Source organism: Pseudomonas sp. S09G 359, from assembly GCF_002843605.1.
Lineage (GTDB): Bacteria > Pseudomonadota > Gammaproteobacteria > Pseudomonadales > Pseudomonadaceae > Aquipseudomonas.
Genome location: NZ_CP025263.1, coordinates 3,941,680 through 3,957,493, shown reverse-complemented (window position 1 = coordinate 3,957,493; position 15,814 = coordinate 3,941,680). Strand labels below are relative to the sequence as shown.

The window sequence follows — 15,814 nt, the reverse complement described above, 5'->3', positions numbered from 1 at the left end:
GCCCCCTCCCACACTTTGATTTGTGAACACATTTCAAATGTGGGAGGGGGCTTGCCCCCGATGAGGCCATCAGCCCCACCAGAGATCACAAGGCATGAGCACACCCCCCCGCATCGCCCTGATCGGCGAATGCATGATCGAACTGCAACACCGCGCCGACGGCAGCCTGCAACAGAGCTTCGGCGGCGACACCTTGAACGCGGCGGTGTACCTGCGCCGCGAGTTGGGCGCGATTGGCACGGTGGACTACGTGACCGCCCTGGGCGATGACAGCTTCAGCGATGCCATGTGCCAACAATGGGCTGACGAAGGCCTGGGGCTGGGCAGGGTGCAGCGCTTGCCCGGGCGGCTGCCGGGGTTGTACTGCATCCAGACCGACGCCCACGGCGAGCGCAAATTCCTCTACTGGCGCAACGAAGCGGCGGTGCGCGACTGCTTCACCACGCCGGCTGCCGAGCCGATTCTGGCGGCATTGCCGGGGTATGACGTGGTGTATTTCAGCGGCATTACCCTGGCGGTGCTGGGTGAGATCGGACGTGAGCGCTTGTTGCAAGCCCTGGTGGAAACCCGCAGGCGTGGCGGCAAGGTGGTGTTCGATAACAACTACCGGCCGCGCCTGTGGGCCAGCGTCGAAGCGGCGCGCACGGCGTATCTGAAGGTGTTGGCCGAGGTGGATATCGCGTTGCTTACCGAGGATGACGAGCAGGCGTTGTTTGGTTATACCGACAGCGAGCAGGTGTTGGCGGCGTACCCGGCGATTACCGAAGTGGTGCTCAAGCGTGGCGCGGATGCGTGCCTGATCCGCTGCGACGGCGCGCGCTTTGCCGTGCCAGCATTGAAGGTGCAGAAGGTGGTAGACACCACGGCGGCGGGGGACTCGTTCAGTGCGGCGTATCTGGCCAGTCGGCTCAAGGGAGGCTCGCCTGAGCAGGCGGCGTTGGTCGGGCATCGGCTGGCCAGTCGGGTGATTCAGGTGCCGGGGGCTTTGATTCCGAGGTGAGTGGCCGCCTGCGGCGGATCGGGGGCAAGCCCCCTCCCACAGTTGACAGCATTCCTCCAGTTGAAATGCGGTCGAATGTGGGAGCGGGCTTGCTCGCGAAAGCGGTCGTCTGGCAACCACTCAATCCCGGTAAAACACCTGCACCAGGTGATACCCGAACTTGCTCTTGATCGGCCCATGCACCACCTTCACCGGCTTCTTGAAGATCACCGCATCAATCACCCCAACCATCTGCCCCGGCCTTACTTCGCCCAAGTCCCCGCCACGCTTGCCGGACGGGCAGGTGGAGTACTTCTTGGCCAGCACATCAAAGGCTTCACCCTTGGCGATGCGTTGCTTGAGTTGTTCGGCTTCTTCGCTGGTTTTCACCAGGATATGACGGGCTTGGGCTTTCATAGATCTCTACCAGGTGTGCGTGCGACGGCGCGCGATTATGCCTGAACTCATTCGACGTCGCTGATCATGCTGCGGATTTTTGTGGCCAGCAGGTCGATGGAAAACGGCTTGGCCACCATGTCCATGCCGTCCTCGAGAAAGCCCTGGCGCTCGGCGGCTTTTTCCGCGTAACCGGTCATGAACAGCACGCGCAGGCCGGGGCGATGCTGGCGGGCGATCTCCGCCAGTTGCCGGCCATTCATGCCGGGTAGGCCAACGTCGGTCACCAGCAGGTCCACGCGCAGATCCGACTCCAGCAGCGGCAGCGCCGTGCGCGAATCCGCGGCCTGGTGCGCGGTGTAGCCCAACTCATCGAGCACATTGACCACCAGCATGCGCACCGCCGGGTCGTCCTCGACCACCACCACGGCCTCACCGGCCAACGCCACCGGCGCTTCACCGAGGCTGGCGGGCAGGCTGCTTTCCAGCGCGGTGCCATGCAGGCGCGGCAGGTACAGGCGCACGCAGGTGCCCTGGCCCGGTTCACTTTGGATGGTCACGTGGCCGCCGGACTGCTGGGCAAACCCGTAGATCATCGACAGCCCCAGGCCCGTGCCCTGGCCGATGGGCTTGGTGGTGAAGAACGGGTCGAACGCCTTGGCGAGGATTTTTGGCGCCATGCCAGTGCCGTTGTCGCAGACGCCGAGCATGACGTAGTCGCCAGCGCGCACCGGTTCGAGGGTGGTGATGTCGGTGCCGTCCAGGTAGCTGTTGGCGGTTTCTATCCGCAGTTCGCCGCCGTCGGGCATGGCGTCACGCGCGTTGATCACCAGGTTGAGCAGGGCGTTTTCGAGTTGGCTGGCGTCGGTGTTCACCGGCCAGATATCCTGGCCCAGTTGTACCTTGAGCGCGATGTGCGCGCCCTTGGTGCGACGAAACAGGTCCTCGAGGGAGGCCACCAGTTGGTTGGGGTCCAGTGGGCGCCGGTCCAGCGACTGGCGCCGCGAGAACGCCAGCAAGCGGTGGGTGAGGGCGGCCGCGCGATGGGCCGATGACACGGCGGCTTCGGTAAAACGGCCGATCTCTTCGCTGCGCCCGGCGGCGATATAGCGCTGCATCAGGTCCAGGCTGCCGATGATGCCGGTGAGCATATTGTTGAAGTCATGGGCGATGCCACCGGTGAGTTGGCCCACGGCTTCCATCTTCTGCGCATGGCGCAGGGCATCTTCGGCGCGTTCGCGCTCGAACATTTCGTTTTGCAGGCGCTGGTTGGCCTCGGCCAGCGCCTGGGTGCGCTGGGCCACGCGCTCTTCGAGGTTCTCGTTGAGGTGGCGCAGGGCTTCTTCGGTGAGCTTGCGTTCGGTCTCATCGATGACAAAGATATAGAAACCGTTCACCGAACCATCATTGCTGAAGCGCGGCAGGTACTTCATCAGCGCGTGGCGCGGGCGGCCGTCGCGGTGCGGCGTGATGGTCATGAAGCTGCAGGCCTTGCCCTTGAGCGCGGCGGCGATCTTGTCTGCGCGCCCGGCGTAGACCTCATCGCCGAGCACGTCGCGGATGGTCTTGCCGTACAGTTCCTGGGGCGTCATGCCGTACCACTCCAGGTACGCGCTGTTGTTCAGGCGAAAGCGTTGCTCGTGGTCGACATAGCCGATCAGCACCGGCATGGCGTTGATGATCAATTGCAACTCGGTCTGGCTTTGGCGCAGGGCCTGCTCGGTGTGCTTGCGTTCGGTCAGGTCCAGCGCTGCGCCAAGGAAGCGGGCCGGGCGGCCTTGATGGTCCTTGTAGCAGCGGCCACGGGCGAACACCCAGCGCACTTGGCCGTCGGCCTGCAGCAGGCGGTACTCCTCGGCGTATTCGGTGCCGAAGGTAATGCAGTGCTTGATGCTGCGCGCCACCGTGCCGCGGTCTTCGGGGTGCACGCCTTGCAGGTAGTCGCTGATCGGCAGCAACCCGGCGTCACTGGGGTCCACGCCATGCAGGTAGGCGAAATGCGAGTCGGCGATAAAGCGGTCTTCGCCGATATCCCAGTCCCAGGTGCCCACTGCGTCGGTCGCCGCCAGGGCCAGTTGCAGGCGTTGTTCGGTGTTGTGCTGGGCCTTGAGGCTGTCTTCGGAGCGCTGTTGCAGTTCAAGGGCTTTGCTGCGCCGTTCGTTGGTTTCGATGGCGGTGACCAGGATGCCGGCCACGGCGCCGCTTTCATCACGGACGGGGCTGTAGGTGAGGTCCAGCCAGATTTCGGTGTCGCGGTGGTTGCGTTGCAGTACGAAGCGCTGCTCACTGAAGGTGCGCACCTGGCCGCTGAGCACGGCGTCATACACGGGCACGGTGAAACTCTGCAGTTCCGGCCAGGTTGCATGCGCCGGCTGGCCGAGTGCTTCGGGGTGTTTGTTGCCCGCCAGGCGTGCGAAACCGTCGTTGTACAGTTGGGTGAGTTGGTGGCCCCACAACAGGAGCATCGGCATTGGCGAATGAATGACGATATCCACGGCCGTGCGCAGGCTTTGCGGCCAGTCATTGGCATCACCGAGGGGGCTTTGCGCCCAGTCCAGCTGTGCAATCAATGCAGCAGCTTCGCTACCGGTGGATGTTCCATTCATGAAAAAGCCCTGAGCATGACGCTTTTAAGATGACAAAAGCCGATTATCCCGTGTTGCGGGAGCGGCTGACTACCCCTCGAAAAATAGCATGCATTGGGGCATTGTCTTCAAATGAGTGCCTCAGGGCTGAAACCTTTCATCTTTACGCCAGTTCAGGGCGGTCGCGAAACTGCTCCAGGGCCTGCGGGTTTGCCAGTGCGTCAGTGTTCTTGACCGGTTCGCCATGCACCACATTGCGCACCGCCAGTTCGACGATCTTGCCGCTGATGGTGCGGGGGATATCCGTGACAGCGAGGATCTTTGCCGGCACATGGCGGGGCGTGGTGTTGGCGCGGATCACCTGGCGGATCTGTTGCTCCAGGGCGTCATCCAGCGCGATACCGTCGGTGAGGCGCACAAACAGCACCACGCGCACATCGTCCTGCCAGCGTTGGCCGATGGCCAGGCTTTCCACCACCTGCGGCACTTTTTCTACCTGGCGATAGATCTCGGCCGTGCCGATGCGCACGCCGCCGGGGTTGAGTACCGCGTCGGAACGCCCGTGGATCAGCAGGCTGCCATTCGGGCGCTGTTCGGCGTAGTCGCCCTGGGCCCACACGCCCGGGAACTGGCTGAAATACGAGGCGCGCAGTTTCTTCCCGTCCCGGTCGTTCCACAAACCAATCGGCATGGCCGGGAAGTGTCGAGTGCACACCAGCTCGCCTTTTTCGCCGATCAACGGCTGGCCCTGGTCGTCCCATACCTCGATGGCCATCGCCAGGCTCTTGCACTGCATTTCGCCACGGCGCACCGGCAACACCGGGTTGCCGATCACAAAGCAGGAAACAATATCGGTGCCGCCGGACATTGACGATAGGCACAGCTCGCCCTTGATCTCGCGGTACACGTAGTCGTAGCTCTGGGGCGACAGTGGCGAACCGGTGGAAATCAGCCCCTTGAGGCTGCCCAGGTCGTGGCTCAGGCGCGGTTGCAGCCCGGCTTTTTCCAGGGTGGCGAGGAACTTGGGGCTGGTGCCGAACACGCTGATCTTTTCCGCATCGATCAGGTCGATCAAGCGCTCCGGCCCCGGGTGAAACGGCGAACCTTCATACAGCACGGCGGTTGCTCCAAGCGCGAGTACCGACACCAGCCAGTTCCACATCATCCAGCCGCAGGTGGTGTAGTAGAACAGGCAATCCTCGCGGGACAGGTCGGCATGCAGGCCGTGCTCCTTGAGATGGGTGAGCAGCACGCCGCCGGTGCCGTGGATGATGCACTTGGGCACGCCGGTAGTGCCGCTGGAGTAGAGGATATACAGCGGATGGTCGAACGGCACCGCGACGAATTCAGGCTCGCCACCGGGGGCGTAGAAATCGTTCCACAAGCAGACATTGGCCGGGGTCCGATAGTCCTCGATCCGCGCCTGGGGCCGTGCGTAAGGCACGATGATCAATTGCTCGAGGGAAGGCAGGCGTTCGAGGATTTCATTGAGCTTGGCGCTCTGGTCGAGGGTCTTGCCGGCGTAGCGGTAACCCGCGCAGGTGATCAGCACCTTGGGTTCGATCTGGCCGAACCGGTCGATCACGCCTTGGGTGCCGAAATCCGGCGAGGAGCACGACCAGATCGCGCCCAGGCTGGTGGTGGCGAGCATGCCCACCAGGGTTTGCCAGGTGTTGGGCATGCAGGCCGCGACGCGGTCACCCTGGGTGACGCCGGCCGCTCGCAGGCTTTTTTGCAGGCCGGCGACATGGGCGGCCAGTTCGGCGTAGGTCAGCTGCTCGCGCTGGCCGTCTTCGCCAATGGCGACCACGGCCGGGTGATCATCGCGACGGCGCAGCAGGTGTTCGGCAAAATTCAAGGTGGCGTCGGGAAACCATTGCGCGCTGGGCATCTCGCGGTCTTCGATCAGCACCGCGGTGGGCGCGCGGCGAAATTGCACGTCGAAGAACGCCACGATGGCCTGCCAGAAAGCGGGGCGCTGGTCGATGCTCCATTGGTGCAGGGCGGGGTAGTCGGCCAAGTCCACGCCGTGATGTTTATTGATATAGCGCCGGAAGTGCTCCATGCGCGTGTTGGCGATGCGTTCGGGCGAGGGCTGCCAGAGAATGTCGGACATCAGCAAGGTCTCTTGTTCTTGTATGAGGTCTGCCAGACAACACAGGGCAAATGTAGGCGCGGGCTTGCTCGCGAATGCGGTGGGTCAGTACCCAATGTGCTAGCTGATATAGCGCATTCGCGAGCAAGCCCGCTCCCACATTTAGATCTCCTATGTTTGGGCGGTCAGGGTATTACTGGGCCAGCCAGCCGCCGTCGATATTCCATGCTGCGCCACGTACCTGGGCACCGGCCTCGCTGCACAAGAACAGCACCAGTTCACCCAGTTGCGGCGGTGTCACAAACTCCAGCGACGGCTGCTTTTCGGCAAGTAAATCATGCTGCGCCTGCTGTGGGTCCACCCCGGTGGCGATGCGATCATCTATCTGCTTTTGCACCAGCGGCGTCAGCACCCAACCCGGGCAAATCGCGTTGCAGGTTACATTGCTGGTGGCCGTTTCCAGGCCCACCACTTTGGTCAAGCCGATCACCCCGTGCTTGGCCGCCACATACGCGGCCTTGCCCACCGAACCGACCTGGCCGTGCACCGAGGCGATATTGACGATACGCCCCCAGCCCTTGGCCTTCATCCCCGGCAGGCCCAGGCGCGTGCTGTGGAACACCGAGGACAGGTTGATCGCGATGATCGAGTCCCAGCGCTCCACTGGAAAGTCTTCTACCGCCGCCACATGCTGGATACCGGCATTGTTCACCAGAATATCCACGCCGCCGAATTCACGCTCGGCGTAGGCGAACATGTCGGCGATCTGCGCCGGGTCGCTGACGTCTGCCGGGTGATGCCCGACCTTGCCGCCGAACGCCTGCACCTGGGCGATCACCGCACTGGCGTCGCCGAAGCCGTTGAGGATCAGGTTGGCACCGGCCTCTGCCAGGCTCAGGGCTATGCCCAAGCCGATGCCGCTGGTGGAACCGGTAACCAGGGCGGTCTTGCCGTTCAATGTCGTCATGAAAACCTCACACAATGCCGGTGGCGTAGAAAGTACCGATCACCACGAACACCGCGAGGGTCTTGATAATCGTGATGCCGAAAATGTCCTTGTAGGCTTCGCGGTGGGTCAGGCCGGTCACCGCCAGCAGCGTGATCACCGCGCCGTTGTGCGGCAGGGTGTCCATGCCGCCGCTGGCCATGGCCGCGACCCGGTGCAGCACTTCAAGGGGGATATTGGCCGCATGGGCCGCCGAAATAAAGCTTTCGGACATGGCCGCCAGGGCGATGCTCATGCCGCCGGACGCCGAACCGGTGATACCGGCCAGCAGGGTCACAGTGATCGCTTCGTTGACCAGCGGGTTGGGAATGCCCTTGAGCCAGTCCGCCAGCACCAGAAAGCCCGGCAACGAGGCGATCACCGCACCAAAGCCGTATTCCGACGCGGTGTTCATCGCCGCCAACAGGGCACCGCTGACCGCACTTTTACTGCCTTCGGCCAGCTTGCTTTTGATCGCCGACCAACCGAATGCCAGCACCATGAGAATGCCCACCAGCAACGCGGCCTGCACCGCCCAGATTGCCGTGAGCTTGGCGATTTCGGTGGTCACTGGTGCACTCATGCCCGGCAGGCTGAGGCTGTGGGTCTTGCCATACCACTGCGGGATCCAGTGGGTGAACAACAGGTTCATCACGCCCACCAGGATCAATGGCGAGAGGGCGATCCACGGGTTGGGCAGCGTCAGGTTTTCAGCGGTTTCCGGTTCGTTGCGCAGCTCGGTGCCATACCCTTCACCGGCGCGCTGGGCCTTGTTGCGCTGGCGCGCCAGGTAGAGCATGCCGGTGCAGAACACGAAAATTGTGCCGATCAGCCCCAGCCATGGCGCGGCCCAGGCGGTGGTGTTGAAAAACGTGCTGGGGATGATGTTCTGGATCTGCGGCGTGCCGGGCAGGGCGTCCATGGTGAACGAAAAGGCGCCGAGGGCGATGGTCGCCGGGATCAGGCGCTTGGGGATATTGCTCTGGCGGAACATCTCGGCGGCGAACGGGTACACCGCAAACACCACCACAAACAGCGACACGCCGCCGTAGGTGAGCAGGGCGCACACCAGCACAATCACCAGCATCGCCTGGCGCGTGCCGAGCAGGCGGATGGCAGCGGCGACAATCGACCGCGAAAAGCCCGACAGCTCGATCAGCTTGCCGAACACCGCACCGAGCAGGAATACCGGGAAATACAGTTTGATAAAGCCGACCATTTTCTCCATGAACACCCCGGTAAACGCAGGGGCGACGGCGGACGGGTCGGTGAGCAGCACGGCGCCGAGGGCGGCGATGGGGGCAAACAGGATAACGCTATAGCCACGGTAAGCAGCCAGCATCAGCAGCGCCAGGGCTGCCAGGGCAATGATCACACTCATGGTGTGTCTCCATCGGATTGTTATTTTTGTGGGGTGTTGCTGTAGGAAGGGGCTATAGCGAGATGTGTGCCATGTTTGTAAGTCGTTGAAATATATAAATATTTATAGATTACGATGTTAAAACATCAAATCGTGTCTCGTTCTAGAGACAAACACATAACAAATGTGGGAGGGGGCTTGCCCCCGATAGCGGTGTATCAGCCGACACTTAGAGTGACTGACCCACTGCTATCGGGGGCAAGCCCCCTCCCACATTGAATATCTCTGTTATGAGATTTATATCTCTAAAATGAGATCAGGCAATGCCAAGGGCAACCATCTTCTTGTACAAGGTCGATCTACCCAACCCCAAGCGCTGCGCGGCCTCCACCACATTGCCCCCACAACCCTTGAGCGCCGCCGCAATCACCTGTCGATCAAAGCGCTCCCTCGCCGCCGCGAACGTTTCACCCTCGATCGCCTCCACCGGGCCCCGCGCCACCGGCCTGAAGGTGCCGATCGCCGCGCGAATCTGTGTGTCATTCAGCACCAGGTCATCACTCAGCAGTGCCGCGCGCTCCAACACATTGCGCAGCTCACGGATATTCCCCGGCCACGCGTGCTGTGCCAATAGGCTCAGGGCGTCGTGGTCGAGTTCGTGCTGGCTGTGCAGCTCTTCCAGGATCGCCTCGCTCAGTGCAGGGATATCCTCCAGTCGTTCACGCAGCGGCGGCACCTGGATCGGCAGCACATTCAGCCGGTAATACAGGTCTGCACGAAACTCACCGCGCTTGATTGCCGCCTCCAGGTCCATGGAGGTGGCGGCGATCACCCGCACATCGCTGTGCAGCATCTCGTTGGAGCCTACCGGTTCGAATTCCTTTTCCTGCAACACCCGCAGCAATTTGCTTTGTAGCGGCAGGGGCATGTCGCCGATTTCATCCAGGAACAGTGTGCCGCCCTGGGCAATCTGGAACTTGCCGGGGCGGCCCTTGCGGTCGGCGCCGGTGAACGCACCCGGCGCGGTGCCGAAAAACTCGGCTTCCAGCAAGTCATGGGGGATCGCGGCGCTGTTGATGCTGACAAAGGCCTTGTGCGCACGTGCCGAAGCACCGTGGATGGCCTGGGCCAGCAGCTCCTTGCCGGTGCCGGTTTCGCCCAGCAACAACACCGGCGATTCGGCACTCGCACTGCGCCGTGCACGGCGTTTGACTTCGAGGCTGGCGGCACTGGTGCCGATAAAGTGCGCGAAGTTGTACTTGCTCTGGCGTTTACGCAGCAGTGAACGGGTGGAGGCCAACTCCTGCTGCATGCTCAAGTAACGCTCGATCAGCGGCGACAGGTTGCGCAGCTCGTCGAACAGCGCAAAACCAATGGCGCCGATCACCGCGCCGGCGTCGTTGTGGATCGGCAGGCGCATCACCACCAACGGGCCTTTAGGGGTGTCCTGGATATCCAGCAGAATTGGCTGGTCGGTGCGTACGACCTGGCGCAACAGGCTGTTGGAAATCACCTGCTCACAGGGTTGGCCGATGGCTTCATCGGCGCTGTTGAGGCCGAAGCGCTTGGCGTAGCGCTCGTTCATCCAGACGATATTGGCATCGCGGTCGACGATCACCGTGCCTTCGCTGGACTGCTCGATAATCTCGAACAGCGACTGAATCGCCAGGCCGCGAACCTGCTGGTAATCCTTGAGGTTATTGGTGATGTTCATAGTTATGTCGTCAACATACATTGGGGGTGGGGGCGCGATCCTGTGGGAGCGGGCTTGCTCGCGAAAGCTGTGTATCAGTGCCGGATACACAGGCTGACACGCCGCCTTCGCGAGCAAGCCCGCTCCCACAGGGGGCTGGGTTTACAAGGGGATGTGTGCCGCCGCCAGCAGCTCTTTGGTGTACGGATGTTGCGGCGACTCGAATACATCATGGCTCGCCCCGCGCTCCACCACCTTGCCGTCCTTGACCACGATCATGTCGTGGGCCATGGCGCGTACCACCGCCAGGTCGTGGCTGATAAACAGGTAGGTCAGACCATATTTTTCCTGCAGCTCGCGCAGCAGCGCCACCACCTGCTTTTGCACGGTGCGGTCGAGGGCGGAGGTGGGCTCATCGAGCAGCATCAACGCCGGCTTGAGCACCAGCGCGCGGGCGATGGCGATGCGCTGGCGCTGGCCGCCGGAAAATTCGTGGGGGTAGCGATGCCGGCTGGCGGGGTCGAGGCCCACATCCTTGAGCACCTGGATCACTTGCGCGTCGCGGTCGGCCAGGCTACACGGCGCGTGCACCTCGAGGCCTTCGCTGATGATCTGTTGCACCGACATGCGCGGGCTGAGGCTGCCGTAAGGGTCTTGGAACACCACCTGCATCTGCTTGCGCCACGGGCGCATTTGCTGGTTGTTCAAGGGGTCGAGGGCTTCGCCCTGAAAACGGATGCTGCCAGTGGAGTCGAGCAGGCGCAGGATCGCCTGGCCGAGGGTGGACTTGCCCGAGCCAGACTCGCCGACGATCCCCAGGGTCTTGCCGCGCTGCACGCTGAGGCTGATGCCGTCGACCGCGTGCAGGTAGGTCTTGCGGCGAAACAGCCCGCCGCCGAGGGGGAATTGCACGCTCAGGTCGGTGACGTCCAATACCGTCTCGCGTGGGTCACTGCACAGCACATCGCCGGAAGGTTCGGCGTCGAGCAACAGGCGGCTGTACGGGTGCTGCGGGGCCGTGAACAGGGTCTGGCAGTCGGCCTGCTCGACGATCTCCCCGGCGCGCATCACACACACGCGCTGGGCAATGCTGCGCACCAGGTTGAGGTCGTGGCTGATCAGCAGCAGCGACATACCCAGGCGTTGTTGCAGGGATTTGAGCAGCAGCAGGATCTTGCGCTGCACGGTCACGTCCAGCGCCGTGGTTGGCTCGTCGGCGATCAGCAGCTCTGGCTCACAGGCCAGGGCCATGGCGATCATCACCCGTTGGCGCTGGCCGCCGGACAGCTGGTGGGGGTAAGCCTTGAGCCGTTCCTGGGGTTTCTGGATGCCCACCAGGTCGAGCAGTTCGAGGATGCGCGCCTGCGCCGCCTTGCCGCCCAAGCCCTTGTGCAGCAGCAGGGTTTCGCCGATCTGTTTTTCGATGCTGTGCAGCGGGTTCAGGGAGGTCATCGGCTCCTGGAAGATCATCGCAATGCGGTTGCCGCGCAGCTTTTGCAGGGTGGCCGCCGAAGCGCTAATCAGTTCCTGGCCGCGATACCGGATGGAGCCGGTGGTGACAGTGCCGGCCTCCGGCAGCAGTTGCAGAATCGAATGGGCCGTCACCGACTTGCCCGAGCCCGATTCGCCAACCAGCGCCAGGCACTCGCCGGGGCGCACGTCCAGGCACAGTTTGCTGACGACGGTCTGGCCGCTGAAGGCGACGCTGAGGTCGCGGATCTCGATCAGGTTCATACGCAATTACTCATGAGCGTGGGTCGAAGGCGTCACGCAACGCCTCGCCGATAAAGACCAGCAGCGACAGGATCAGCGCCAAGGTGAAAAACGCCGTCAGGCCCAGCCACGGCGCTTGCAGGTTCTGCTTGCCTTGGGCGATCAACTCACCCAGCGATGCACTGCCCGCCGGCATGCCGAAGCCGAGAAAATCCAGGGCGCTCAAGGTGGAAATCGCCCCGGTCAGAATGAACGGCAGGTAACTCAACGTGGCGGTCATGGCATTGGGCAGGATATGCCGGCGAATGATCTTGGCATCGCCCAAACCCAGGGCCCGCGCGGCCTTCACATATTCCAGGTTGCGCCCTCGCAGGAACTCGGCGCGCACCACGTCCACCAGGGCCAGCCAGGAAAACAGCGCCATGATCCCCAGCAGCCACCAGAAATTCGGCTCGACAAAACCCGACAGGATAATCAGCAGGTACAGCACGGGCAGCCCCGACCACACTTCCAGCACGCGCTGGCCGATCAGGTCGACCCAGCCGCCGTAATAGCCCTGCAAGGCGCCGGCGGCAATACCGATGGCGGCGCTGATGGCGGTCAGCGCCAAGGCAAACAATATCGATACCCGCGCGCCAAAGATCACCCGCGCCAACACATCCCGCGACTGATCGTCGGTGCCCAGCCAGTTCACCGTCGAGGGCGGGCTGGGGGCCGGGCGGGTCAGTTCGTAGTTGGGGGTGTCATCGCTGAACGGGATCGGTGGGAACAGCATCCAGCCGCCGTCCTGCTCTATCAGCTTTTGCACGTAGTCGCTGCGGTAGTCGGCCTGGAATGGCAACTGCCCGCCAAACTGCTGCTCGGTGTAGCGCTTGAACACCGGGAAATACAGCTCGTTTTTGTAGCTGAGCACCAGCGGTTTATCGTTGGCGATCAACTCACCGCCGAGGGTCAGGATAAACAGGCCGATAAACAGCCACAGCGACCACCAGCCGCGACGGTTTTTCTTGAAACGCTCGAAGCGTCGGCGGGCCACGGGAGACAGATTAAGCATCAGGCGTTCCTCGCGGCGAAGTCGATACGCGGGTCCACCAGGGTGTAGCAAAGGTCGCCGATGAGTTTTATCAGCAGGCCAAACAAGGTGAAGATAAACAGCGAGCCGAACACCACCGGATAGTCGCGGGACACGGCGGCTTCGTAGCTCATGCGGCCCAGGCCATCGAGGGAGAAGATCACCTCGATCAGCAGCGAGCCGGCAAAAAATACGCTGATAAACGCCTGGGGAATCCCCGAGATCACCAGCAGCATGGCGTTGCGGAACACATGGCCGTACAGCACGCGCCGTTCGCTCAAGCCCTTGGCGCGCGCGGTGACGACGTACTGGCGCGTTATTTCATTGAGGAACGAGTTCTTGGTGAGGATGGTCAGCGTGGCGAACCCGCCGATCACCAGCGAGGTCACCGGCAGCACCAGGTGCCAGAAATAGTCGGCAATCTTGCCCACCGTGCTGAGTTCCTCGAAGTTCTCCGAGACCAGCCCACGTACCGGGAACCAGTTCAGCGACGTGCCACCGGCAAACACCACGATCAGGAACATCGCAAACAGGAATGCCGGCATGGCGTAGCCGATCACGATGGCGGTGCTGCTCCACACGTCAAAGCTGCTGCCATGGCGCACCGCTTTGCGAATCCCCAGGGGGATCGAGACCAGGTAGGTGATCAGCGTCGCCCACAGACCGAGGGAAATGGTCACCGGCATTTTTTCCAGGATCAGGTCGATCACCGTTTTACCGCGAAAGAAGCTGTTACCGAAATCCAGTTGGGCGTAGCTCTTGAGCATCAACCACAGGCGCTCAGGGGCGGGCTTGTCGAAGCCGTATTGTTTCTCGATGTCCTTGATCAGTTTCGGGTCCAGGCCACGGCTGGCCCGCGAGCCGCTGCTGAGCCCTTCGCCGGAGCCGCCACCGACGCCACCACCACCGATGCCTTGCAGGTGGGCGATGGCCTGTTCCACAGGCCCGCCGGGCGCAGCTTGGACGATGACGAAATTCACCAACAGAATGATCACCAGCGTCGGAATGATCAGCAGCAGGCGCCGCACGATGTAGGCAAACATCAGCGGGCCCCCGCGCGTTTTTTCAGTTCTGCAGTCATTTGCTCATTCGTCAGCGGCGTGGAGCTGATTTCCCACCAGGTTTCCAGGGCTTCGTCGTTCTTGGCCTCGATGGCCGGGCGACCGAAGCGGTTCCACCATGCAGCGGAGGTGCCGGGCGGGTAGTAATTGGGAATCCACAGGTAATTCCATTGCAGCACCCGATCCAGGGCGTGGGCGTAGGTGAGCATCTGTGCCTGGGTGTCGGCCTTGACCAGGCCCTTGATCAGGCTGTCGACGGCGGGGTCCTTGAGCACCATGTAGTTATTCGCGCCTGAATCAAACGCCGCGGCGGAGCCGAAGTAGTTGTAGAGCTCCATGCCCGGCGACGTGGTGACCGGGAAGCCGGTGACGATCATGTCGTAGTCACGTGCCATCAGCCGGTTCACGTACTGGGAGGAGTCAATGCGGCGGATATTCAGGGTAATGCCGATCTGCGCCAGGTTGCGCTTGTACGGCAACAACAGGCGTTCCAGGCCGCTCTGGGCATTCAGGAAGGTGAACTCCAGCGGCTCACCCTCGGCATTCACCAACTTGTCACCGTCCGGCTTCCAACCCGCGGCTTCCAGCAGGGCCAGGGCTTGCAGTTGCTTGTCGCGGATCATGCCGCTGCCATCGGTGACCGGCGCCTTGAACACCTGGGTGAACACCTCATCGGGTACCTGGCCGCGCAAGGGTTCCAGAATGGCCAGCTCTTCCTTGCTCGGTAACTGGGTGGCGGCCAGCGGGCTATTGGAGAAGAAGCTCTGCTGGCGGATGTACATATTGCGCATCATCTGCCGGTTGGCCCATTCAAAATCCCACAGCATCGCCAGGGCCTGGCGCACGCGGCGGTCCTTGAACATCGGCTTTTGCACGTTGAACACATAACCCTGGGCGGGCTGGGGCATTTCCTTGGCCAAGTGCGCGCGTTGCAGGCGGCCATCATCCAGGGCCGGCCCGTTGTAGCCGATGGAATAACCGGTGGCGGAAAACTCACGGTTGAAGTCGTACGCGCCGCCACGCAACACCTGGCGGGCCACTTCGGTGTCGCCGAAGTATTCCAGGCTCAGGTGATCAAAGTTGTACAGGCCACGGCTGACGGGCAGGTCCTTGCCCCACCAGTCCGGGTCGCGGGTAAAGGTGATAGTGCTGCCGGAGTCGATCTTGCTGACCTTGTACGGGCCGCTGCCCAATGGCGCTTCGTAGCCGCCGCCATTGGCGAAGTCGCGGGTTTTCCACCAATGCTCGGGAAACACCGGCAGGGTGGCGATATCCAGGGGCAGGGTGCGGTTTTCATTGCTGGAGAAATCGAAGCGTACTTGGCGCTCGCCTTCGACTTCGACGTGTTTTACGTCAGCGAACAGGGTGCGAAAACGCAGGCTGCCCTGGGTCATCAGCAGGTCGAAACTGTAGCGTACGTCCTCGGCGGTGATCGGCTTGCCATCGGCGAAACGTGCCTTGGGGTTGAGAAAGAAGCGCAAGGACAGGCCGTCGTCAGCGCGTTCCATCTTCTCGGCGACCAGGCCGTAGACCGTGTAGGGCTCGTCCAGGGAGCGCTGGGCCAGCGGCGCGTACAGCCAGCCGTCAACCTGGGATACGCCGATGCCTTTATCGATATACGGCAACACATGGTCGAAACGCCCGATCTCCAGCGCCGAGCGCCGCAGGCTGCCGCCCTTGGGGGCGTTGGGGTTGGCGTAGTCGAAATGGCTGAAGCCGGCGGGGTACTTGGCCGGTTCGCCGTATACCGTGAGGGCAGGTTGGGGCGCCGCGATCACGGCAGTGCTGGCGAGCAGCAGGGCCAGGGCAGAGCCGAACAGTGTGGTGGAAAAAGCCAATCGCATTCTCAGCCTTGCATGCCGGGTAAAGAAGATT

Annotated in this window: 11 protein-coding genes; 1 reads left to right on the top strand and 10 read right to left on the bottom strand. The window is 62.5% G+C overall.

What is annotated here, in order from left to right:
* Window positions 1–94: 94 nt before the first annotated feature.
* On the top strand, window positions 95–1,000 hold the full coding sequence (locus CXQ82_RS17835; protein WP_101271324.1) for a sugar kinase: 906 nt from the start codon (window positions 95–97) through the stop codon (window positions 998–1,000).
* 120 nt (window positions 1,001–1,120) lie between these two features.
* On the opposite strand, the gene CXQ82_RS17830 is transcribed toward CXQ82_RS17835, so the two are convergent.
* From CXQ82_RS17830 to CXQ82_RS17780, 10 genes are all read right to left on the bottom strand, one after another.
* A complete protein-coding gene (locus CXQ82_RS17830; protein WP_010564624.1) occupies window positions 1,121–1,396 on the bottom strand; it encodes a peptidylprolyl isomerase in 276 nt (91 codons plus the stop codon).
* A gap of 47 nt (window positions 1,397–1,443) precedes the next feature.
* Window positions 1,444–3,981 (bottom strand): PAS domain-containing protein, encoded by a 2,538-nt coding sequence (locus CXQ82_RS17825; RefSeq protein ID WP_101271322.1) that lies wholly within the window; start codon window positions 3,979–3,981, stop codon window positions 1,444–1,446.
* A 142-nt stretch (window positions 3,982–4,123) separates the two neighbouring features.
* Window positions 4,124–6,076 carry an acetoacetate--CoA ligase gene (locus CXQ82_RS17820; protein WP_101271319.1) on the bottom strand — a complete coding sequence of 651 codons (1,953 nt, stop codon included), beginning with the start codon at window positions 6,074–6,076 and terminating at the stop codon, window positions 4,124–4,126.
* A gap of 172 nt (window positions 6,077–6,248) precedes the next feature.
* On the bottom strand, window positions 6,249–7,022 hold the full coding sequence (locus tag CXQ82_RS17815; protein WP_101271317.1) for a 3-hydroxybutyrate dehydrogenase: 774 nt from the start codon (window positions 7,020–7,022) through the stop codon (window positions 6,249–6,251).
* A 7-nt stretch (window positions 7,023–7,029) separates the two neighbouring features.
* Window positions 7,030–8,421, bottom strand: coding sequence for a GntP family permease (locus CXQ82_RS17810; RefSeq protein ID WP_032886537.1), 1,392 nt, complete (start codon window positions 8,419–8,421; stop codon window positions 7,030–7,032).
* Between the two features lie 295 nt (window positions 8,422–8,716).
* Window positions 8,717–10,114 (bottom strand): sigma-54-dependent Fis family transcriptional regulator, encoded by a 1,398-nt coding sequence (locus CXQ82_RS17805; protein WP_101273816.1) that lies wholly within the window; start codon window positions 10,112–10,114, stop codon window positions 8,717–8,719.
* A gap of 141 nt (window positions 10,115–10,255) precedes the next feature.
* Window positions 10,256–11,827, bottom strand: a complete 1,572-nt coding sequence (locus tag CXQ82_RS17795) for an ABC transporter ATP-binding protein (RefSeq protein WP_101271311.1) — start codon at window positions 11,825–11,827, stop codon at window positions 10,256–10,258.
* A 10-nt stretch (window positions 11,828–11,837) separates the two neighbouring features.
* Window positions 11,838–12,860 (bottom strand): ABC transporter permease, encoded by a 1,023-nt coding sequence (locus CXQ82_RS17790; protein WP_101271309.1) that lies wholly within the window; start codon window positions 12,858–12,860, stop codon window positions 11,838–11,840.
* Window positions 12,860–13,921 carry a microcin C ABC transporter permease YejB gene (locus CXQ82_RS17785; protein WP_101271307.1) on the bottom strand — a complete coding sequence of 354 codons (1,062 nt, stop codon included), beginning with the start codon at window positions 13,919–13,921 and terminating at the stop codon, window positions 12,860–12,862. The genes CXQ82_RS17790 and CXQ82_RS17785 overlap by 1 nt, the downstream gene beginning before the upstream one ends.
* Complete coding sequence (locus CXQ82_RS17780; RefSeq protein WP_101271305.1) at window positions 13,921–15,783, bottom strand: extracellular solute-binding protein; 1,863 nt, start codon at window positions 15,781–15,783, stop codon at window positions 13,921–13,923. The genes CXQ82_RS17785 and CXQ82_RS17780 overlap by 1 nt, the downstream gene beginning before the upstream one ends.
* Window positions 15,784–15,814: the final 31 nt, after the last annotated feature.